The 18432-nt window shown below is 69.8% G+C and carries 20 protein-coding genes and 1 pseudogene; 14 read left to right on the top strand and 7 right to left on the bottom strand.

Annotated elements, in window-relative coordinates; translation table 11 throughout:
• The first annotated feature begins 7 nt into the window (after window positions 1-7).
• From AS850_RS10940 to AS850_RS16820, 3 genes are all read left to right on the top strand, one after another.
• On the top strand, window positions 8-859 hold the full coding sequence (locus tag AS850_RS10940) for a PPK2 family polyphosphate kinase (RefSeq protein WP_119869147.1): 852 nt from the start codon (window positions 8-10) through the stop codon (window positions 857-859).
• A gap of 112 nt (window positions 860-971) precedes the next feature.
• Window positions 972-1457 (top strand): hypothetical protein, encoded by a 486-nt coding sequence (locus tag AS850_RS10935; protein WP_119869146.1) that lies wholly within the window; start codon window positions 972-974, stop codon window positions 1455-1457.
• 61 nt (window positions 1458-1518) lie between these two features.
• Entirely contained in the window at window positions 1519-1788 is a 270-nt protein-coding gene (locus AS850_RS16820; RefSeq protein ID WP_236940686.1) for a hypothetical protein, read from the top strand.
• 16 nt (window positions 1789-1804) lie between these two features.
• Here AS850_RS16820 and AS850_RS16885 read toward each other — a convergent pair whose 3' ends face one another.
• Together AS850_RS16885 and AS850_RS17060 are read right to left on the bottom strand one after the other, a co-directional pair.
• Complete coding sequence (locus AS850_RS16885; RefSeq protein WP_250638018.1) at window positions 1805-2077, bottom strand: nucleotidyltransferase domain-containing protein; 273 nt, start codon at window positions 2075-2077, stop codon at window positions 1805-1807.
• Window positions 2078-2151: 74 nt separating this feature from the next.
• Window positions 2152-2616 (bottom strand): annotated as a pseudogene (locus AS850_RS17060) (nucleotidyltransferase domain-containing protein); the annotation flags it as partial.
• Between the two features lie 280 nt (window positions 2617-2896).
• On the opposite strand from AS850_RS17060, the gene AS850_RS10925 reads away from it, so the two are divergent.
• The 4 genes from AS850_RS10925 to AS850_RS10910 all read left to right on the top strand — a co-directional run bounded on the left by AS850_RS10925 (window position 2897) and on the right by AS850_RS10910 (window position 6574).
• A complete protein-coding gene (locus AS850_RS10925; RefSeq protein ID WP_123955490.1) occupies window positions 2897-3277 on the top strand; it encodes a hypothetical protein in 381 nt (126 codons plus the stop codon).
• Between the two features lie 74 nt (window positions 3278-3351).
• Complete coding sequence (locus AS850_RS10920) at window positions 3352-3780, top strand: bleomycin resistance protein (protein ID WP_119869143.1); 429 nt, start codon at window positions 3352-3354, stop codon at window positions 3778-3780.
• Window positions 3781-4506: 726 nt separating this feature from the next.
• Window positions 4507-5964 (top strand): hypothetical protein, encoded by a 1458-nt coding sequence (locus AS850_RS10915; protein WP_119869142.1) that lies wholly within the window; start codon window positions 4507-4509, stop codon window positions 5962-5964.
• Window positions 5965-6010: 46 nt separating this feature from the next.
• Window positions 6011-6574, top strand: a complete 564-nt coding sequence (locus tag AS850_RS10910; protein WP_119869141.1) for a hypothetical protein — start codon at window positions 6011-6013, stop codon at window positions 6572-6574.
• A gap of 21 nt (window positions 6575-6595) precedes the next feature.
• On the opposite strand, the gene AS850_RS10905 is transcribed toward AS850_RS10910, so the two are convergent.
• Window positions 6596-7615 (bottom strand): DUF695 domain-containing protein, encoded by a 1020-nt coding sequence (locus tag AS850_RS10905; protein WP_119869140.1) that lies wholly within the window; start codon window positions 7613-7615, stop codon window positions 6596-6598.
• A 151-nt stretch (window positions 7616-7766) separates the two neighbouring features.
• On the opposite strand from AS850_RS10905, the gene AS850_RS10900 reads away from it, so the two are divergent.
• The 3 genes from AS850_RS10900 to AS850_RS10890 all read left to right on the top strand — a co-directional run bounded on the left by AS850_RS10900 (window position 7767) and on the right by AS850_RS10890 (window position 9709).
• Entirely contained in the window at window positions 7767-8366 is a 600-nt protein-coding gene (locus tag AS850_RS10900; RefSeq protein ID WP_119869139.1) for an RNA polymerase sigma factor, read from the top strand.
• Complete coding sequence (locus AS850_RS10895) at window positions 8363-9223, top strand: hypothetical protein (RefSeq protein WP_119869138.1); 861 nt, start codon at window positions 8363-8365, stop codon at window positions 9221-9223. The genes AS850_RS10900 and AS850_RS10895 overlap by 4 nt, the downstream gene beginning before the upstream one ends.
• Window positions 9224-9325: 102 nt before the next feature.
• On the top strand, window positions 9326-9709 hold the full coding sequence (locus AS850_RS10890; protein ID WP_119869137.1) for a hypothetical protein: 384 nt from the start codon (window positions 9326-9328) through the stop codon (window positions 9707-9709).
• 45 nt (window positions 9710-9754) lie between these two features.
• On the opposite strand, the gene AS850_RS10885 is transcribed toward AS850_RS10890, so the two are convergent.
• Window positions 9755-10525: a class I SAM-dependent methyltransferase gene (locus tag AS850_RS10885; protein WP_236940685.1), complete on the bottom strand. Its 771-nt coding sequence runs from the start codon at window positions 10523-10525 to the stop codon at window positions 9755-9757.
• Window positions 10526-10609: 84 nt separating this feature from the next.
• Window positions 10610-11863 carry an isochorismate synthase gene (locus tag AS850_RS10880; protein WP_119869136.1) on the bottom strand — a complete coding sequence of 418 codons (1254 nt, stop codon included), beginning with the start codon at window positions 11861-11863 and terminating at the stop codon, window positions 10610-10612.
• 131 nt (window positions 11864-11994) lie between these two features.
• On the opposite strand from AS850_RS10880, the gene AS850_RS10875 reads away from it, so the two are divergent.
• From AS850_RS10875 to AS850_RS10860, 4 genes are all read left to right on the top strand, one after another.
• Window positions 11995-12726, top strand: coding sequence for a demethylmenaquinone methyltransferase (locus tag AS850_RS10875; RefSeq protein WP_236940683.1), 732 nt, complete (start codon window positions 11995-11997; stop codon window positions 12724-12726).
• 28 nt (window positions 12727-12754) lie between these two features.
• Window positions 12755-13834: a polyprenyl synthetase family protein gene (locus tag AS850_RS10870; protein ID WP_119869134.1), complete on the top strand. Its 1080-nt coding sequence runs from the start codon at window positions 12755-12757 to the stop codon at window positions 13832-13834.
• Between the two features lie 104 nt (window positions 13835-13938).
• Window positions 13939-15294, top strand: coding sequence for an FAD-dependent oxidoreductase (locus AS850_RS10865; protein WP_119869133.1), 1356 nt, complete (start codon window positions 13939-13941; stop codon window positions 15292-15294).
• Between the two features lie 34 nt (window positions 15295-15328).
• A complete protein-coding gene (locus tag AS850_RS10860; RefSeq protein ID WP_119869132.1) occupies window positions 15329-16438 on the top strand; it encodes a heparan-alpha-glucosaminide N-acetyltransferase domain-containing protein in 1110 nt (369 codons plus the stop codon).
• Here the strand turns inward: AS850_RS10860 and cls are convergent.
• Both cls and AS850_RS10850 read right to left on the bottom strand, forming a co-directional pair.
• Entirely contained in the window at window positions 16419-17885 is a 1467-nt protein-coding gene (gene cls / locus AS850_RS10855; RefSeq protein ID WP_173795193.1) for a cardiolipin synthase, read from the bottom strand. The two genes, AS850_RS10860 and cls, sit on opposite strands and share 20 nt — an antisense overlap.
• A 6-nt stretch (window positions 17886-17891) precedes the next feature.
• Window positions 17892-18380 carry a YajQ family cyclic di-GMP-binding protein gene (locus tag AS850_RS10850; protein WP_119869131.1) on the bottom strand — a complete coding sequence of 163 codons (489 nt, stop codon included), beginning with the start codon at window positions 18378-18380 and terminating at the stop codon, window positions 17892-17894.
• Window positions 18381-18432: the final 52 nt, after the last annotated feature.

Here is an 18432-nt window from a genome sequence, read left to right as displayed (position 1 = left end):
TCTGCGTATGGCCAAGACCTGGAAGATCGAGCCCACCGACAGCCTCCGCGTCCGAGAGGGGTTCCGCCTCGCCGACGTCGACACGTCCGCGACGCCGGGGTTCAACGGCGACAAGAAGTACGGGGTCCAGGCGCTCGAGTCCGGGGCCGAGCAGCTCTCGGCGATGCAGGAGAAGCTGTTCGCGTCGAGCAGGGGAGCCGGCGGCACGCGCAGCGTCCTGCTGGTGCTCCAGGCGATGGACACCGCGGGCAAGGGCGGGATCGTGCGGCACGTCGTCGGCGCGGTCGATCCGCAGGGCATCCGGCACAAGGCCTTCAAGGCCCCGACCGAGGAGGAGCTCGCCCACGACTTCCTCTGGCGGGTGCGACGCGAGGCGCCCACCCCCGGCATGATGGGCGTTTTCGACCGGTCGCACTACGAGGACGTCCTGATCGGCAAGGTCCGGGAGCTCGCCTCCCTCGACGAGATCGAGCGTCGGTACGGCGCCATCCAGGAGTTCGAGCGCGAGCTCGTCGACGCGGGCACGGTGATCGTGAAGGTCATGCTGCACATCTCCTACGACGAGCAGAAGCGTCGGCTCGCCGACCGCCTCGACCGCCCCGACAAGTTCTGGAAGTTCAACCCCGGCGACATCGACGAGCGGAACCTCTGGAGCGACTACCAGAACGCCTACGAGATCGCCCTCCAGCGCACCTCGACCGACGACAGCCCCTGGTTCGTCGTTCCCGCCGACCGCAAGTGGTACGCCCGGGTGGCCGTCCAGCGGCTCCTGGTCGATGCGCTCTCGGGTCTCGACCTGGCCTGGCCGCCGGCCGACTTCGACGTCGACCTGCAGAAGGTGCGGCTCGCCGCGAGCTGACGGTGATCGACGCGCTGCGCGCCCGGATGGTCTCCGCCTGGGCGCCTCTCATCGGGGAGGCTCTGGCGTTCGAGCGCGCGCGGCGCATTCTTTCGGCGAAGGGTGCCTCATAGTGCGTTTCATCCCGACGATTCCAGGGCGGGACGGGGTCGGGCTGCGCCTCTTCGCTCCCGGCGATGTTCTTCCCGGGACAGACGAACGGTCGACCGACGAGGTCGCCGTCGAGTGGGCAGGGGGCCGAGGCGGCCACCCCACCAGCTATGCGCTCATCGGTGGTCGCGAGCAGCCGAGGGGCGGAGTCACCGAGTTCGGGCCGCTCCGTGCGACAGGTCGATTCGAGGGGGCCCTCGCAAGCGTGCACGTGGACGACGTTCGCTTCGGTCTACCGCTCGAGTATCGGGACGCCGTCCGGGCGGGATCGGAGCGGGGCGGTCGGGCCCTACACGTGGGCGTCGCCGCTCACGGCGTCATGGGATCGTCTGCGCTGGCCTTCGGCTGGGTGACCGAACTTCTCTGCTTCGTCGTCGGATGCCAAGAGCCGGCTCCCGATGACGAGGTCCTCGACACCTGGCGGTCCATCAGCCGTATCACCCGCTGAGGATCCGACAGCAAGACGCCTCGAGCGTCCGGCTCTGTTCTCCGACGAGTACGGTACCGACATGGCTTCTCTCATCCAGCGGCGGATGGCGATCGATCGGATCGTCATCACAGGACGCTGGCAGATCGTGGGGGGCGCCGCGTTCCTCGGAATCGGAGCGTTCGAACTGCTCACGTCGGGTTTCCACTGGCCTGTTCTCGGCCAGATCGCCATCGGCGCGGTAGGTCTTGGCCGGGGAATTCTCCTGGTGCGCCGCGGTCGCCGCGAGCGTCAGGCCTTCGAGTCGATCCAGGGAGAGGATGCGGGCAGGCAGAGGTCCGTGTCGCGGTGACGAGCGCCGGTCAGCCTCAGGCGTCCGCCCCGGGGTGGCCGAAGCGCGTGATGGCCGTCTGGAAGTAGAGGTCCGCCTTCTCTCGCACCTCGGCCACCGGTCGTTCCGGACGATCCGTCTCGAAATGCTCGGCGCAGTCCAATTCGGTCTCGACGAATCGGCGCAGGATGTCCGGCGGCGATCCTGTCCCCATCTCGCGTGTGATGGCCTTCTTGGCCACGAGCTCGGCGGCGGCGGCACGGACGTCCTCGCTGACCGCACTCTGAGAGAGGAGCGATGCAAGGTCCATCGGCGGCACGCCTCATCGGAGTGATCGTGCAACCATCGCAGCGCGGAGGCCGTCCGAAGGACGTAGAAGAACCGTTTCAGAGTGGCCGTCCCACCCTGCTGACGTCGTGCGACGTGGAGATAGTGACGCCCGATGGCGGCTCTCTCCGTCACCGTCGCAGCGAATGCCAGGAGGTCATCGCGGAAATCGACGTCGCCCCCGTAGACGATCGGGGAGCGCAACCACTCGAGTGCCACGGCGTTGCCTTTGACGAGGAGCCTCACCGTCTTGGCAAGGTCCCACCCATTCACATCGAGCACTTCGTCCAGGGGTGTTTCGATCACATCGCGACCGGGCCACAGCGAGAGGTAGTCCGCAGCCGGGCGGACGTAGATGAAACGGCAGTCATAGTCGCTGTCGGGCGAAGGAAATCCCCAGGCGCGGCTCCCGCTCTCGATGGCCCAGGCGACGGTGACACCGAAATCCGATCCGACCTCAGCGAGACGCTCATCGATTTGGGCGACGACGGAGGAATCGAGTTCACGAGGCACAGAACGCATGGCAGGACCCTACCGGGTGGCTCGAATGTCGTTCACTCCGGTGTCGCCTCGTCGCGTCGCCCATCGCGCTGGCCACGACCACGTCGCCGCATGACTCCAGATTGGGGAGAATCGGATGTCCTGAGCCTGCTCCAGGCGACGGGAAAGCCCGGTAGGGGGAGTCCCGGTACGGAGACAGCGACTATCGTCGACAACGTGGAGTTGAGGACCTGGATCGCGATGGGGTCCCTGTCCGTCACGGAAGTCGTGCCTCGACGTCGAGTCGGGAAAGGAATCGATGGTGCGTGATCAGATCTCCGTCGATCGGCTGAGTCAGCTCCTCGAGGCGGCGCCGCCGGGCCCTCTGATTGCCGGTCTGCTCTCTCTTCTGGAGCTCTCCCCTCACGAGAACATCGCGTTCAACTGGATGGAGGCGGGATACCTTGCAGGCTTGTACGGGCTCCGCCAGCAGCGGATCGCTGAGAAGCCTTTCCTTCGCGAGGAGGGCATGACGGCCTTCCTCGACGCTCTCCGGGATATTCCTTCCGATTCGCAAGTCGGTCTTCTTCGCGTCGGCCCCCGGACGAGCTTCTTCGTCGGGGCGGTCGCCGCTGAGAAGTCGGAGCTTCTGGGCCTGTTCCGAGTCGAGAACTCCGCTCCGAGGCCCAAGAGTCGCGTGTGACGCCCATGGTGCCGGCACAGCCCTGACAGGTGGTCTTGGAAGGACTAGCGTCGGGATCCTGAGACGATGGCCTCGTGACAACCGACCTCGATCCGGCTCTCGTCCCCGAACTCCTCGTGTCCGATCTCGACCAGAGCCTCGAGTTCTGGGTCGGTCACTGCGGCTTCTCGGTGTCGTATTCGAGACGTGACGAGGGTTTCGCCTTCGTCGCGTGCGGAACCGCCCACGTCATGCTCGAAGAGATCGGCGCCGGACGAAACTGGATCTCGGGCCCTCTCGAGCGGCCCCTCGGGCGGGGTGTCAACTTCCAGATCTCAGTGAGCGATTGCGCCTCACTCGCAGCGTCACTCGAGGCTCGCAGCATCCCCTTGTTCATGCAGCTGGAAACGAAGTGGTACCGGATCGGCGACCAGGAGGCCGGTGTCGAGCAGTTCGTGGTCAGCGATCCGGACGGCTATCTGCTGCGTTTTCAGTCCTCCCTCGGTCGCCGCTCGGCGAAGTAGGGGGCGCGAGAGGACCTCCCGACGATGATCCGCTGAGCGAGTGCACGGGTATCGCCTGGCACGCCTCCTGTCAGAAGCCCTGGCCGTCTCCCGGTCGGCGTCGAATCGGCGAACGACGGAGCAGGCACCGTGGCACACTCTCCCCATGACCGACGACCGACCCCGGCCGGGACTCCTCGCCAACGGAGCCGTCGCGGTGATCTCCGTGGCACTCGACCTTTTCCTCGGCGGCGTGGTCTTCGTCGGCGTCGTCCGAACGGGAGGCGGTTTCGCGACCTCGTTGGCCGCAGCGATCATCGTCGCGCTCGTGGCGGCGGCGGGAATGGTCGCGTGGAGTCTGTTCGTCCGGTCGGAGGCTGGCAAGAAGGCCGTCTGGCACGGTGTGTGGACGAGCACGCTCACCGGATCCGCGCCGGCGGACGCCGACCCCGTACAGTGGCTGCCGCGGCGGGGCGGCGGCCGTCCTGGGCGTCTTCACTTCTCGACTTCAGGTGAAGCGGATCGACCGCGTGGTCATCGAGCTGGAGCAGCGTCTCGACGCCATGGGGACGACGCCGCGGGGGTACGACGGGTAGGGAGCGGTTCTGCCTGCACCTGGACTGGGGGCAGGCGACCGAGCCCCGCCGCTGCTAGCTTCTCGATCAGTCCGCGATCACCGGACGACCCCCGACGGCCGAGCGGCACGGCTCGCACGACCGTCCCGGCACGGATCGGACGCCCCCGCCCATGACCTCGACCTCGAACGGGATCCGCTGGAGCCGCCTGCTTCCTCTCGCCGTGGCTCCTGCCGTTCTCGCCGCCGTCCTGGCGACCGGCGCCGTCGGCTCGACGCCCGCGCTCGCGGCACCGGTGCTCCACAGAGGCAGCACGACTCTGGCCGAGGCCGTCGGACACGAGCCGTCCGTCGTCGACGCGCACGCGCTCGCGGCCGCGAAGACGGCGAAGCCGACTCCGAAGAGTGCGGCGAAGGCAGCACCCGCGCCGGGCATCGTCATCACCACGCCGACGGACACCGACACGGTCTACTTCGTGCACGGGCCGCGCACGGTCACGATCGCGGGTAGCGCACCCCTCGGGGCCGTCATCACCCTGCGCGATGGATACGAGAAGGTCCTGACGACGACGTCGGTCGACGCCCGGGGTCTCTTCAGCGCCACCGTGACGTTCAGCGACGCGGTGAGCTGGGACCAGCTGATCCTCATCGACGGGAAAGCGGGGTCCCGGACGCTTGGCCAGCGGCTAGTCGAGGTCCAGTTCGATGCTCCCGACACGGAGCCCCCCGTGATCACGTCGCCGGTCGCCGGAGCCACGCTGGAGGGCGAACCGACTCCGTTCGGGGGCGGGAGGGTCTTCGCGATCGTCTCCGGCACGGCCAAAGCGGGAGACGTGGTGTTCGTGGACGCCGAGCGCCTCGATCCCGGCCAGGACGGATATTCCGGAGGTGCCTTCGCCACGGCGGACGGGACCGGGGCATGGTCAGCCAAGCTCGATCTCCCTCCCGGAACCTACTCGTTCACCCCCCTCGCCCAGACGGTCGACGATCGGGGCGACCCGCTGTCCGGCTACACCGATGGTCAGCCGGCGGAGCCCATCGACGTGAGCATCGTGCCCGGTGCCGTCCTTCCTCCGACCATCGACGACCCCGTGACGGTGACGCGCACGGGCGATCGCTTCACCGCGACGATCTCCGGAACCGGAACGCCCGGCAGCGGGGTGCAGCTCTACATCGGTGACCTCACCGCCGCCGACCGCTACTTCTCGGCGCTCTACCCGGGTTGGTTCGACGACTCCACGGCGGCCCCCTCCGCGACCGTCCCGGCCTACGACGGCAGTATCACCGTGGGAGCGGACGGCCGCTGGTCGACCGCTCTGACGGTCGGCCCCGGTCAGTACGGCCTCGGAGCATTCACCGTCGACACGAGCGATCCCGCGCACCTCCGCTACTCGGTCGTCGGTAATTACCCGGACTTCGACACGGCGGACGTGCCCGTCCCCGGCTCGGCGGCCCCTCCGCCCACCACGTCGAGCCCCGCTCCGGTGACCGCGGCCGTCGCACCGGCCGCCTCGCCCGAGTTGGCGTCCACGGGATCGACCCCCGTCGCTCCTGCGCTCGTCGCCCTCGCCGCAGCGACCCTCGGCGTCTCCCTCGTCGCCGCGGCCCGTCGCCGCCGGTCGTCGCGATGACGCGCCCCGGTCGGCGGAGCTCGATCACGACGGCGCGGACCGCAGGATGAGGAGCCCGCGACCCGATCACCGAGCCGAGGTCGGCGAACTTGACCTCGATTCCCCGGCCGTCCGCGCTTGGGCGGCGGCCGTTCCCGCTGCCGCACCCGCCGCGGGCCCGACGACGCTCCGCGATGAGCAGGTGCCGCAGCGGCGGCGCACCCTCGAGCCGAGCGGGACGAGACCCGGCCTGTTCATCGCGGCGTCACCGCTCGTGCTGATGGTCACGCTCGCGGTTCTCGCCGCCTCGGTGGGCGGACTTTCCTGGGCGGAGATCGCGCTCGTCGTCGCGGCTGTCGCCGGTACCAACTTCCTCGCCGCTCGGCGCGACCTCGCGGAGCTCGATCGGCGCGGGTTCCGTCACGGTCTCAGCGTCCACGCCATCTGGGCGACGCCGCTCGTCTACCTCGTCCGCCGGGCTCGGGGCACGCGCGACGACTTCCACTCCTACCGGATCGTGTGGGCGCACGCGGCCTTCACCGCGGGGGCGTTCGTCTTCGTCGTCGGAGCGATCCTCGCGGCCACCTGGGTCACCGGTCTGACGGGGATCCTGGGCTCCAGCCCCTGGTGACGGCCGGCCCGTGAGCGGTCGTCAGCCGAAGCGCCGCATCGCCCTCCAGGACGGATCCAGCTCGAACTCGACGGTCGTGTCCGCGTGGCGGACTGCGAATCCGGCGATCGAATCGGCTCCGTTCTGATCCTCGGAGTCGACGTAGACGTGGAGCGTGCGCCGTCCGGCGCCGGTCTCGTGGGCCAGGAGCAGCCCCCGCCCGCCAATGGCCTCCATCAGGCGGTCCTCGTGGTCTCGAAGCCGGTCGAGGGAGTCCGGCGTGGGCATCCCTCCGTCGTCCGGGTCGAATCGCAGGGTCACCGACGCGTGCTGATCGAGGAGGGGGTGGTCGATCCAGCGGAGAGGCCGTCGAGCGACAGCCAGAATGTCGCTGCCCGTAGCGCTCCGTCCGCGGAGCACGTGCCACGTCTCCTCGACCGGCTGGGCGGCGACGGCGTCGACGCAGTCACGCAGCACCCCCAGGTCGACCGCGGCGTCGTCGGGGACCGAGGCCGTCTCGATCCTGCCGATCCATCGTTCGACGTCGTCCTCGCCCAGGAGCCAATCGACCACGAGGAAAGCGATCTGAGCCCGGACGGCGTCGGGGGCGCTCGCGAAGCGGGGGTGGAGGAGACGGACGTGGAATAGGGCCGCGTCGTCGTCGAACTCCATCACGGCGGTGATCTCGCCGAGGAGCAGCTCGACTCCGCCGAGATCGAGTCTCGTGGTCAGCACGGCAGGATCCCGCTGGCGCGAGGCCGCGAACGACCACGTCGCATCGGCCGGGGGAGCGGCTCTCAGCCAGCGTTCCGCCAGGGGCCGAAGGGCTGCGTCGCCCTCCGAACCGAGGGAGAGCAGGTGCTGGGAATCCCGACCGGCGCTGGTGTCCCAGGCCAGGCCGGGGTCGATGGCGGCCACGCGGGCCGAGATCTCGTCGACCAGGGATGCCGCGTCACCCGCCGCGAGTCTGTCGCCCAGCCGCGCCGCCGCGCCGCCGTTCCACCACTCCCAGAAGGCGGGGATCGGAGCGCGCTCGGGGGTTCGTCGGCGGAAGAGGGCCATGAGCCATGATCTCGTGAGGGCCGACGCGGGGAGTCAAGACACGACGAGCGCGGCGACACGTGGCGAGCGCGGCCGAAAAAATGTCAAGGACGATGGACCCTTTCGGGCGGACCGGACATGTCGTAGACAAGAACGATCACAGGGGGTTGCAATGGCACTGGATGCCACGTCCGACGAGTCGGACACCTGGGCGCGGGCCCGAACGGGAGACAGATCCGCTTTCGGCGAGATCTTCGATCGGCACTTCGACCGGGTCTATCGTCATGCCCTCGGGATCCTCGGCCACGTCCACGACGCCGAGGACGCCGCGGCGCTCGTCTTCCTGGAGGCGTGGCGGAAACGGGCCACGGTCCGCGTCGTCGACGGCACGGTCCGCCCGTGGCTCCTGGTGACGACGACCTATGTCTGCTCCAACACGGCCCGGGCCCATCGACGGCACCGGATCGCGATGGCCAAGCTGCCTCTCGACGACCGGATCGAGGACCCGTCCGAAGGCGTCCTCACCGCGATCGAGATCTCCGGTCAGTACGTGCGGCTCCGGGAGGCGTTCGCGCATCTGTCGAGCAACGACCAGAAGGTCCTCACCCTCTGCGTGGTGAACGACTACTCCCTGCAGGCCGCCGCCGACACCCTCGCCGTGCCCCTCGGGACCGTCAAGTCCCGGCTCGCCCGAGCCAAGAAACGCCTCGCCGCTCTCACCGGACCCCGGTCCCTGGACGACACCACCCCCGCGCTAGGAGAACTCAAATGATCTCGACCCCGTCCTCGTCGTCCCCCACCGATCCCGTCCGCCGCGCGGCGATCCGCGACATGGTCCTCGACTCGATCGACGCCTCCTCGGCCGCCGCGGCAGGGGCGCGCAGGAGCCGCGTGGTCCGGTTCGCATCCCTCTCCGTCGCCGCCGCGGTGGTCCTGGGTGGCGCGGGGATCGCGCTCGCCGCGCACCAGTCCACGGCGCCCGGCGGGGGGACCGCCATCGCGCCGTCCGCCACGACCGGCCCCGGGCAGACGGAGCCTCAGCCGGGCGGCTCGGCGACGACTCCCTCCGGAGATCCGGGGACCGTGGCTCCGGCCGGTTCGCCGAGCCCCTCCGCGGTCCCGGCGGATCCGACCGCCGGCGTGGGGGATCCGTCGTCCTGGCTGATCACCACGGCCGGAATCGGGCCGCTCACACTGGGCGGTAAGCAGACGCTGGAGGCGGCGAAGACGACGGGCTCCTACACCGTCACGGCGCCCGGCTACGTCTGCCCCGTCAACTTCTACACGCCTCGTTCATCGGCCGACCCGAATCTGTCCACCGAGGCCGTGAGGAACGACACGATCGACTCCATCCAGATCGGCGAGGTCGGGACGGAACCGTCCAGCAGTACGCCGCGCACGCCGTCCGGCATCGGTCTGGGATCGACCCGAGCCGAACTCCTCGCGACGTATCCCGACATCGAGAGCCTGAGCACCTCCTCGGCGACTCCCGCGACGAGCACGTTCGGCGAGACGTTCGGGATCCAGGACGGTCAGGGACGGTGGTTGAGCTTCATCCTCGATGATCACGGCCACGTCGGCGAGATCGACGTCACCTACACGAAGGGCAGGTCCGGCGAGTTCTGCTGACGGGAGTCGACACCGGCCCCGCTCGGGTTTCGCACCCGGGCGGGGCTGGTGCTCAGCTCCTGCGTCCGTATTCTTGGGAGGACCGACCCGAGAGGACCGCCCGTGGGAGAACGACTCGACACCGCCGCCAGGATCTCCGCCCGCGCCGTGGTGGCTGCCTCGCGCACCCCGATCGCCCGGCAGGTGAAGGAGAACGTGCTGTTCCTCCGTCGCGTCGCCCTGGCGGCCGCGGCCGAGGCCGTCTCCGAGCCACCGGTCATCGTCGCCCTCGAGGCGCCGAAGCCGGCTCCGCACCCGGGCCTCCAGCGTCAGCCCGTCGACGAGTACGTCGCCGGTGACGAGGAGCGTTGCACCTGCCGGAGCCCGGCGTGGTGCGGGGTGACGAAGGGCGACGTCGTCCACGACCTGATGCACCGCGGCATGCGCCTCGATCGCTCGCGGGCCGAGGCCATCTGGCGCGAGGCGCAAGACAGCCGGGTCGGCTGAGCGCGGGCGGCGGTGCCGCCGCGCTCGCCGGAGCCGTGCCGGCGCCTAGGCCGCGTCGACCGTTCCGGAGACCGCGAATGCCGTCGCCTCGACTGTGAAGGGCCGGTCGCCGAGGCGCTCGTGGGCTCGGCCGCGGAGTCGATCGCGCGAGGAGACGTCGAGCGAGGAGACCCAGGCTCCTGCTGGCCCGACGCCCTCGGTGAACGGCGTCCACCACTCGTCGAACGACGCGAAGTCGACGGACACGGTCAGCTCGGTGGAGGTGATCGCCGCCAGGCCGGCAGCGGCGAAAACACGCTCGAGGTCTCCCGCGGAGGCGCCGGGGAGGTCGCGTTCGGAGGGGGCGGGCGGGTCGATGCCTCGGGCCGCCTCGTCGAAGACACCGAGGGGGCCGCGACCGCCGGCGAAGTCCCAGACGTCGGCCGCCACGACGCCGCCCCGCTTCGTCACGCGGCTCATCTCCCGGATCCCGGCCGTCGGATCCGGCATGAAGTGGACGACGAGCTGGGCTGCCGTCAGGTCGAAGGTCTCCTCGGGGAAGGGGAGGGCTTCAGCCGAGGCGGCGCCGACGTTCACCCCGGGGAAGCGCTCTCGACAGGCCTCGACGAACGCCGGCGAGGGGTCGACGGCGCTGATCGACGCGGCACCGACGACGTCGACCAACGCCTCCGTGAGGGCGCCCGGCCCGCAGCCGACGTCGAGGACGGTCCACCCCGGTCGCACTCCGAGGGCGTCGACGAATCGCCGCCCCAGAGGCCGCGAGTAGCGCCCCATGAATCGGTCGTACGCCGTCGCGCTCGCGAACATGTCGTTCATGGGCTCAGTGTCGCAGCAGGATGCGCACCGCGCACCCGGCGATCGCGGTCCGGCCGCGGAGCACGACGGAACCGCGCAGGGGCGTCAGGCGAGCGCGTCCACGATCGGGCGGAACTTCATCGTCGTCTCCGCGATCTCGTGCGCGGGGTCGGACTCGCGCACGATGCCCGCCCCGGCGAAGGCGCGGATCCTGCCGTCGGGCGAGACCTGCGCGCACCGCAGCGCGATGGCCCACTCGCCGTCGCCGTCGGCCCCGAGCCAGCCCACAGGGCCCGCGTAGCGGCCGCGGTCGAAGGGTTCGAGGGAGGCGATCGCGCGGAGGGCGTCGACGGTGGGCGTGCCGGCGACGGCCGCCGTCGGGTGCACCGAGTCGATGAGGTCGAGCGACGACGCCCCGTCGGTGAGGCGCCCGGCGACGTCGGTCGCGAGGTGCCAGACGTTCGGCAGCCGGAGGGTGAACGGCGTCTCCGCCGTCGTCACGTCGGTCGCGTGCGCGTCGAGCGAGAGCAGGAGGCTGCGGAGCGCGAAGGCATGCTCGTCCAGGTCCTTGGGGGAGGTGGCCAGCGCCAGGGCCGCCGCGGCGTCGCTCGCCGCGTCGACGCCCCGGGCGGTGCTCCCGGCGAGGACCCGCGCGGTGATCCGGCCCTTCGAACTGCTGATCAGCGTCTCCGGGCTCGACCCGATCAGGCCGTCGACGGCGAAGGTGAAGGTGTCGGGGTAGCCCATGGCGAGGTCGGCTGCGAGCACGCGCAGGTCGGCGCCCTCGGGGAGGTCGCCCTCGAGCGACCGAGCGAGCACGACCTTGCTGACCTCGCCCCGCTCGATCGCCTCGACGGCGTGCGAGACGGCCGCGCCGAACTCCGCCTCGCCGAACGTGCCCGTACCGAAGCGGACCGAGAACGGTCGACCGAGCGGCGTGGGCTCCGCGCTCTCGGTCGCGAGCGTGTCGACGCCGCCGATTCGCGTGATCCAGTGGACCCCGTCGCGCCGCCCGAGGACGAGCCGCGGCACGATCAGCACGCTCTCGTCGTCCGAGTCGTCGGCGAAAGCGAACGAGCCGAACGCGACCAGCCCGCTCCCCGCGAGACGGACCTCGTCGTCGACCTGCGCCTCCGCGGCCAGTTCCCTCCAGGCGCTGGCGGCGTCGCTCATCCTCGTCGGCCCGCGGAACGTGAGCCGCGCGGCCGTCCCGATCCCCGCGATGCCGTCGCCGCGACGGACGAAGAGGAGGGGGCGTTTCGGATCGATCAGCGTCAGGAAGGGGGCGATGTCGTCGACCCGCGTCGTCTTGACCACGAGGGGTGCGGCAGCCACGGAGGGATCCGAGTCGTTCACCATTTCATCGTAGCCACGCGGGATGCGGGTGCCCCGGGTGCGAACGGTCCGCTTCGCCTGAGCGTTCGCCTGGGCATCCTGCGAGCAGGAGCCGCACACGGGCCGGGTGCAGGCCGTCCCGATAAGATCACCGAGTGACCAAGGCCGATATGAACAAGCAACCCGACGAGGTTGCCTCGATGTTCGATGGGGTGGCCGCGCACTACGACGTGACCAACGACATCCTCTCCGCCGGGAACGCGGTGCTGTGGCGCCTCGCGACCGTGAAGGCGATCGACGCGAAGCCGGGCGAACGCGTCCTCGACATCGCCGCCGGCACGGGCACCAGTTCCGCCGCCATCGCCAAGGGCGGCGCCGAGGTCACGGCCCTCGACTTCTCCGCGGGAATGGTCGCCGTCGGCCGCAAGCGCCAGCCCGCCATCGAGTTCATCGTCGGAGACGCCGAGAAGCTCCCGTTCGGCGACGAGGAGTTCGACGCCGTCACGATCTCGTTCGGTCTCCGCAACGTGAACCGGCCGAAGGTCGCGCTCGACGAGATGTACCGCGTGCTCAAGCCCGGCGGTCGCCTCGTCATCTGCGAGTTCTCGACCCCGCCGCTGACCGTCCTCCGCGCGAGCTACCAGGCCTACCTGCACTACGTGCTCCCCGCCGTGGCCCGCGTCACCTCCAGCAACTCTCCCGCCTACACCTATCTCGCCGAGTCGATCGAGAAGTGGCCGGAGCAGCAGGTCCTCAGCCAGTGGCTCCGCGGAGCCGGCTTCTCTCGAGTGGCCTACCGCAACCTGACGGCGGGTATCGTCGCCCTCCACCGCGGGCGGAAGCCCGCGACCTCGTCGCGGCGCCCCTCGTCGGCCGCCGGCGCCTGACCCGACCGACCGATCCGAAGGTGAACCTGTGAACCCCAGTGCTCCTCCGGCACGACGAGGCAACAGCCTCAGCTCGTCGCTGGGCCTGGCCGAGAAGCTGTTCTCGTCGGCGTCCGAGCGCCGCTTCGTCGCGGCCATCGACGAAGGGCTCGAACGCGTCGAGGAGGGTCTGCTCGTCGAGATGGCGTTCGGCGACGATCTGGCCGACGTCACGAGCCGCTACCTCCTCGCGGCCGGAGGCAAGCGCATCCGGCCGACCCTGACCCTCCTCACCGCCCAGCTCGGCGAGGGCGGCACCGACGCGGTCGTGTCCGCCGCCCAGGCGGTCGAGATCACCCACCTCGCGTCGCTCTATCACGACGACGTCATGGACGAGGCGACCATGCGCCGCGGCGTCCCCAGCGCCCAGGCCAAGTGGGGCAACAACGTCGCCATCCTCACCGGCGACCTCCTCTTCGCCCGCGCGTCCACGATCGTGGCCGACCTCGGTGAAGAAGCGATAAGGCTTCAGGCTCAGACGTTCGAGCGCCTCTGCCTCGGTCAGCTGCACGAGACCATCGGGCCGCGCGAGGGCGACGACCCGATCGACCACTACATCGGCGTGCTCTCCGACAAGACGGGGTCGCTCATCTCGATGGCCGCGAAGGTCGGCGTGATGTTCTCCGGCGGTCCGCGCGAGCTGATCGGCCCGGTCGCGTCCTTCGGCGAGAAGATCGGCGTCGCGTTCCAACTCGTCGACGACGTCATCGACCTGTCGCCCCAGACCGAGGAGACCGGCAAGCGCGCGGGCACCGACCTGCTCGCCGGCGTCGAGACCCTCCCGCTGCTCTACCTGCGGCAGGATGCCCAGACCGACGTCGACTCCGCGGCCCTGCTCTCCGAGATCGAGGCCAACGTGCGCGCCACGGTCAAGGGCGGCCAGGTCAGCGAGGCCGACCTCGCCGACACCGTGCGGCAGCTGCGCGAGCACGAGGTCACGGCCAGGACGCACGCGGAGGCCCGCCGCTGGGCGTCGGCCGCCGTCGAGGCGCTCGATCCGCTGCCCGCCGGGCCGGTCAAGAAGGCGCTGACGCGTTTCGCCGACCGCGTCGTCGAGCGCTCCGCCTGACCGTCGGCTCCGAACCCCACCAGACCGTTCCTGGTCGCGCGGCCGATCCGCGCCCGCGACCGACACCCCGATCCGCAGAACCACCGCAGGAGAGTGAACCACCCGTGACCACGTTGCGCCTGGCCATCGTCGGAGCCGGCCCCGCCGGAATCTACGCCGCCGACATCATCCTGAAGGCCGAGCGCCAGTTCGGCGTCTCGATCGACCTCTTCGAGCAGCTCCCGGCGCCGTACGGCCTCGTCCGCTACGGAGTCGCTCCCGATCATCCCCGCATCAAGGGCATCGTCACGGCCCTCCGCGACGTGCTCGACCGCGGAGACATCCGGATCTTCGGCAACGTCCGCTACGGCGTCGACATCACCCTCGACGACCTCAAGAAGCACTACAACGCCGTCATCTTCTCGACCGGCGCCATCCGCGACGCCGACCTCGACATCCCCGGCATCGACCTCGAGGGCAGCTACGGCGCCGCCGACTTCGTCTCCTGGTTCGACGGTCACCCCGACGTGTCCCGCACCTGGCCGCTCGAGGCCGCGTCCGTCGCCGTCATCGGCGTCGGGAACGTGGCCCTCGACGTCTCGCGCATCCTCGCGAAGCACGCCGACGACCTCCTGCCGACCGAGATCCCGGCCAATGTCTACGAGGGGCTCAAGGCGTCCCCCGTCACCGACGTGCACGTCTTCGGTCGCCGGGGCCCCGCCCAGGTGAAGTTCACCCCGCTGGAGCTCCGCGAGCTCGGCGAGATGAACGACGTCGATATGATCGTCCACGACGAGGACTTCGACTACGACGACGCCTCCAAGAACGCGATCGCCACCAACAAGCAGGTCTTCGTCATCGACAAGGTCCTGAACCAGTGGCGCCAGCGCGAGGTCGGGACGGCCTCCCGGAGACTCCACCTCCACTTCTTCGCGAACCCGGTCGAGGTCGTCGGCGACGAGAACGGTCACGTGTCGGCCTTCCGGTACGAGCGCACTCGTCCCGACGGGGAGGGCGGCGTCGTTGGCACCGGCGAGATCCGCGAGGTCGCGATCCAGGCCCTCTACCGCGCCGTCGGCTACTTCGGCTCGCCCCTCGACGGCATCCCCTTCGACGCCAAGCGCGGCGTGATCCCGAACCACGAGGGTCAGGTCATGGACGACGACGACCAGCTCGTGCCCGGCGTCTACGCCACGGGGTGGATCAAGCGCGGACCGGTCGGTCTCATCGGCCACACGAAGTCCGACGCGATGGAGACCGTCAAGCACCTCCTGAACGACCAGTCGCACTGGTGGTCGCCGGAGTCGCCCGACGAGGCCTCGGTCGACGCTCTCCTCGAGTCCCGCGGCGTCGAGTACACCGACCTCGACGGCTGGCACCGCCTCGACCAGCACGAGATGGCGCTCGGTCAGCCCGAAGGTCGCGCGCGCATCAAGGTCGTGCCGCGCGACGAGATGGTCAGCGTCTCCCGCGACTCCTGACGATCGGTCCAGGGTCGATCCGTAGCATCGTGGGATGACGCAAGACGCGCCCGCTCCGACCGACCTCGGACCCGTGGCTCCTGCGGTGCGGTCCGACCGGATCGTGGGCATCGACCTCGCCCGGGCGATCGCCCTGCTCGGCATGTTCGCCGCCCACCTCGTCGACGTCACCCGGCCCGTCGACTGGGCCGACCCGTCGACATGGTGGTCGATCTCGAGCGGGCGGTCGTCGGTGCTGTTCGCCGTCGTGGCCGGCGTCTCGCTGGCCCTGCTCAGCGGAGGTTCCCGCCCGTTCGCCGGGCACGCTCTGGCGACCGCGAGGCGCAGGATCGCCGTCCGGGGCGGCATCGTCTTCGCGATCGGCACGCTGCTCGTCCTGCTGGAGCCGCCGGTCTCCGTGATCCTGCCGACCTACGGGTTGCTGTTCGTGCTCCTGCTTCCGGTGCTGCGCTGGTCGCGGTCGGCGCTGCTCGTCGTCGCGGGGATCGCGGCGCTGCTGTCGATCCCCGCCCTGCTCGCGTTCGAGATCGCCCTGCCCTCCCCGGGGCCTTTCACGCAGCAGTTCCTGCTGGTCTATCCCGTCGTCACCTGGATCGTCTACGTCCTCGTCGGGCTGGCGATCGGGCGGTCGCTCCCGTCGAGCCCGCCGAGGATCGCCCTGGTCGGGAGCATCGGGGCCGGTCTGGCGGTCGTCGCCTACGGCGTCGGCGAGGTCGTGACGCCCGGGGGAGCGCTCTACGGCGACTACGGCGAGGTCCGCCTTCGCGACCTGGTCTTCGCGTCCGAGCCGCACTCGTCGACGCTCGTGGACGTCGTCGGGTCGCTCGGCGTCGCCCTCGGCGTCATCGCCGTCTGCCTGCTCGTGGCGCCGCGAGCGGGACGCGCTGTGGCCGTGGTCGCGCGCCTGGGAGCCATGCCGCTGACGATCTACACGGTGCACGTGGTGATCCTGGCCGGGCTCCAGCACAGCGGGGTGCTCGACTCGCTCGACACGGCGGGCCGGCTCCTGACGCTCGCCCTCTTCGCGCTCGGCGCCCTCCTCTTCGCCGGGCTCTGGGGAGCCCGCCGGGGCCCGCTGGAGTCGCTGGTCGCCCGGGTGGCGAACGTCGGGTCGGGGCCTCGATCTACTGCAGCGCCGAGGTGAGCCGCGCCACGTTGTCGAGCACCTGGGAGCGGAACGGGCGCCCGAGCCAGTCGTCGAGCAGGATCTCGGTGCTCGCGTCGCGGTAGGTCTGCTCGACCTCGCGCAGCTTGTTGACGAACCGGCGGCCCCGGATCATCACCGAGATCTCGAGGTTGAGGCTGAACGAGCGCATGTCCATGTTGCTGGAGCCGATGACGGCGACGTCGCGGTCGATCGTGATGTGCTTCGCGTGGAGGACGGTGGGGGAGCGGTAGAGGAAGATCCGGACCCCGGCCCGGAGGAGCGCCTCGTAGTAGGAGCGCTGAGCGTGGTACACGACCGCCTGGTCGCCGATCTCCGAGGCGAACAGCTGCACCTCGACGCCGCGCTGCGCCGCCGTCGTGATGGCGTAGAGCATCGACTCGTCGGGCACGAAGTACGGGCTCGTGATGATGATCCGCTCCTGCGCGCTGTAGACGAGCGTGTTGAAGAGCCGGAGGTTGTTCTCGCCGTCGAAGCCCGGGCCGCTCGGCACGACCTGGCAGTCGAGCATGTCGGGGATGTCGCGCGCCGAGACGGGATCGGCCTCGCGCGTCAGCAGTTCGTCGGTCTCGCTGTACCAGTCGGTCACGAAGAGGGCGTTGATGCCCGCGACGATGGGGCCCTCGAACCGGACCATCAGGTCTTTCCAGGCAAGGTGCCTCCTGCGGTTCCGCCTCCGGTCGTAGCTCCGGTCGATCATGTTCTGCGAGCCCGTGAAGGCGACGTCGCCGTCGATGACGAGGAGCTTGCGGTGGTTGCGGAGGTCGGGCCGCTGGAACTTGCCCCGGAGCGGCAGGATCGGGAGCATCAGCTCCCACTGCACGCCGATGCGGTCGAGGCGCTTCTTGGTCTTGCGATAGCCGGGGTAGCCGCGGCTCGCGATGTGGTCCATCAGCAGGCGCACGGTCACGCCTCGCCGCCTGGCGGCCTCGAGGGCCTGGAAGAAGGGCTCGCTCGTCGCATCGAGGCTCGTGATGTAGAACTCGGCGTGCACCCAGCGCTCCGCCTGGCCGACGGCCTCGGTCATCGCGCGCAGCGACTCGTCGTAGTCGTCGAAGATGTCGGCCGAGTTGCCGCCCACGAGGGGCATCGCCCCGAGCTTCCGGTTGAGAGCCACCGCGCTGTCGAGCCACGCGGGCCAGTGGAGTTCGCGCGTGACGCGGTCCATGCCCTCGGTCGTGTCGACGATGTAGCGGTTGATCTCCTCCTGCTTCTCCCGGCGCCGCTTCGGCAGGTGGTAGCTGCCGAAGAGGAGGAACAGGATGAAGCCGGCGTAGGGGATCAGGAAGATCGCCAGGAGCCACGCGGTCGCCGTCTGGGGCCGCCGGTTGATCGGCACGTAGACGACGGCGAAGACCCGGATGAGGATGTCGACGACGACGCCGGTGATGCTGAGTGCCGGGGCGACCCAGGCAGCGAGGTGCACCGAGCGCTACCGGAAGTTGACGAACTGGAGCGAGACGTCGAGGTCGGCGCCCTTGAGGAGCGCCATCGTGGCCTGCAGGTCGTCGCGGCTCTTCGACTGGACGCGGAGCTCGTCGCCCTGGATCTGGCTCTTGACGCCCTTGGGACCCTCGTCGCGGATCAGCTTGTTGATCTTCTTGGCGTGCTCCTGGTCGATGCCGTCTTTCATGGAGACCTCGATGCGGTACTCCTTGCCGCTCGGGTAGGGCTCGCCGGCGTCGATGCTCTTGAGCGAGATGCCCCGCTTGATGAGCTTCGACTCGTACACGTCGAGGACGGCCTTCGCGCGCTCCTCGGTGCTCGCCTTGATCAGGACCTTCTCGCCGCTCGTCTCGATGGAGGCGCCGACGTTCTTGAAGTCGTAGCGCTGCTCGACCTCCTTGCGCGCCTGGTTGAGCGCGTTGTCGGCCTCCATCGCGTCGACCTTGCTGACCACGTCGAATGAACTATCTGCCATGGCTGCCAGCCTAGCCCGTCGCGGTTCCGCCGCCCGGGGTGACCGATGACAG

The organism is Frondihabitans sp. 762G35 (assembly GCF_002074055.1).
Lineage (GTDB): Bacteria > Actinomycetota > Actinomycetes > Actinomycetales > Microbacteriaceae > Frondihabitans.
The sequence above is the reverse complement of the archived record's forward strand: the minus strand, read 5'-3'. Positions and strand labels throughout refer to the sequence as shown.

What these genes read in the sequence shown, in the direction of transcription:
- AS850_RS10940 (WP_119869147.1), top strand. Translation starts at nt 8, where the DNA reads ATGGCCAAGACCTGGAAGATCGAGCCCACCGACAGCCTCCGCGTCCGA.
- AS850_RS16820 (WP_236940686.1), top strand. Translation starts at nt 1,519, where the DNA reads ATGGCTTCTCTCATCCAGCGGCGGATGGCGATCGATCGGATCGTCATC.
- AS850_RS16885 (WP_250638018.1), bottom strand. Translation starts at nt 2,077, where the DNA reads ATGGACCTTGCATCGCTCCTCTCTCAGAGTGCGGTCAGCGAGGACGTC.
- AS850_RS10915 (WP_119869142.1), top strand. Translation starts at nt 4,507, where the DNA reads ATGACCTCGACCTCGAACGGGATCCGCTGGAGCCGCCTGCTTCCTCTC.
- AS850_RS10910 (WP_119869141.1), top strand. Translation starts at nt 6,011, where the DNA reads ATGAGGAGCCCGCGACCCGATCACCGAGCCGAGGTCGGCGAACTTGAC.
- AS850_RS10905 (WP_119869140.1), bottom strand. Translation starts at nt 7,615, where the DNA reads ATGGCCCTCTTCCGCCGACGAACCCCCGAGCGCGCTCCGATCCCCGCC.
- AS850_RS10900 (WP_119869139.1), top strand. Translation starts at nt 7,767, where the DNA reads ATGGCACTGGATGCCACGTCCGACGAGTCGGACACCTGGGCGCGGGCC.
- AS850_RS10895 (WP_119869138.1), top strand. Translation starts at nt 8,363, where the DNA reads ATGATCTCGACCCCGTCCTCGTCGTCCCCCACCGATCCCGTCCGCCGC.
- AS850_RS10885 (WP_236940685.1), bottom strand. Translation starts at nt 10,525, where the DNA reads ATGAACGACATGTTCGCGAGCGCGACGGCGTACGACCGATTCATGGGG.
- AS850_RS10880 (WP_119869136.1), bottom strand. Translation starts at nt 11,863, where the DNA reads ATGGTGAACGACTCGGATCCCTCCGTGGCTGCCGCACCCCTCGTGGTC.
- AS850_RS10860 (WP_119869132.1), top strand. Translation starts at nt 15,329, where the DNA reads ATGACGCAAGACGCGCCCGCTCCGACCGACCTCGGACCCGTGGCTCCT.
- AS850_RS10850 (WP_119869131.1), bottom strand. Translation starts at nt 18,380, where the DNA reads ATGGCAGATAGTTCATTCGACGTGGTCAGCAAGGTCGACGCGATGGAG.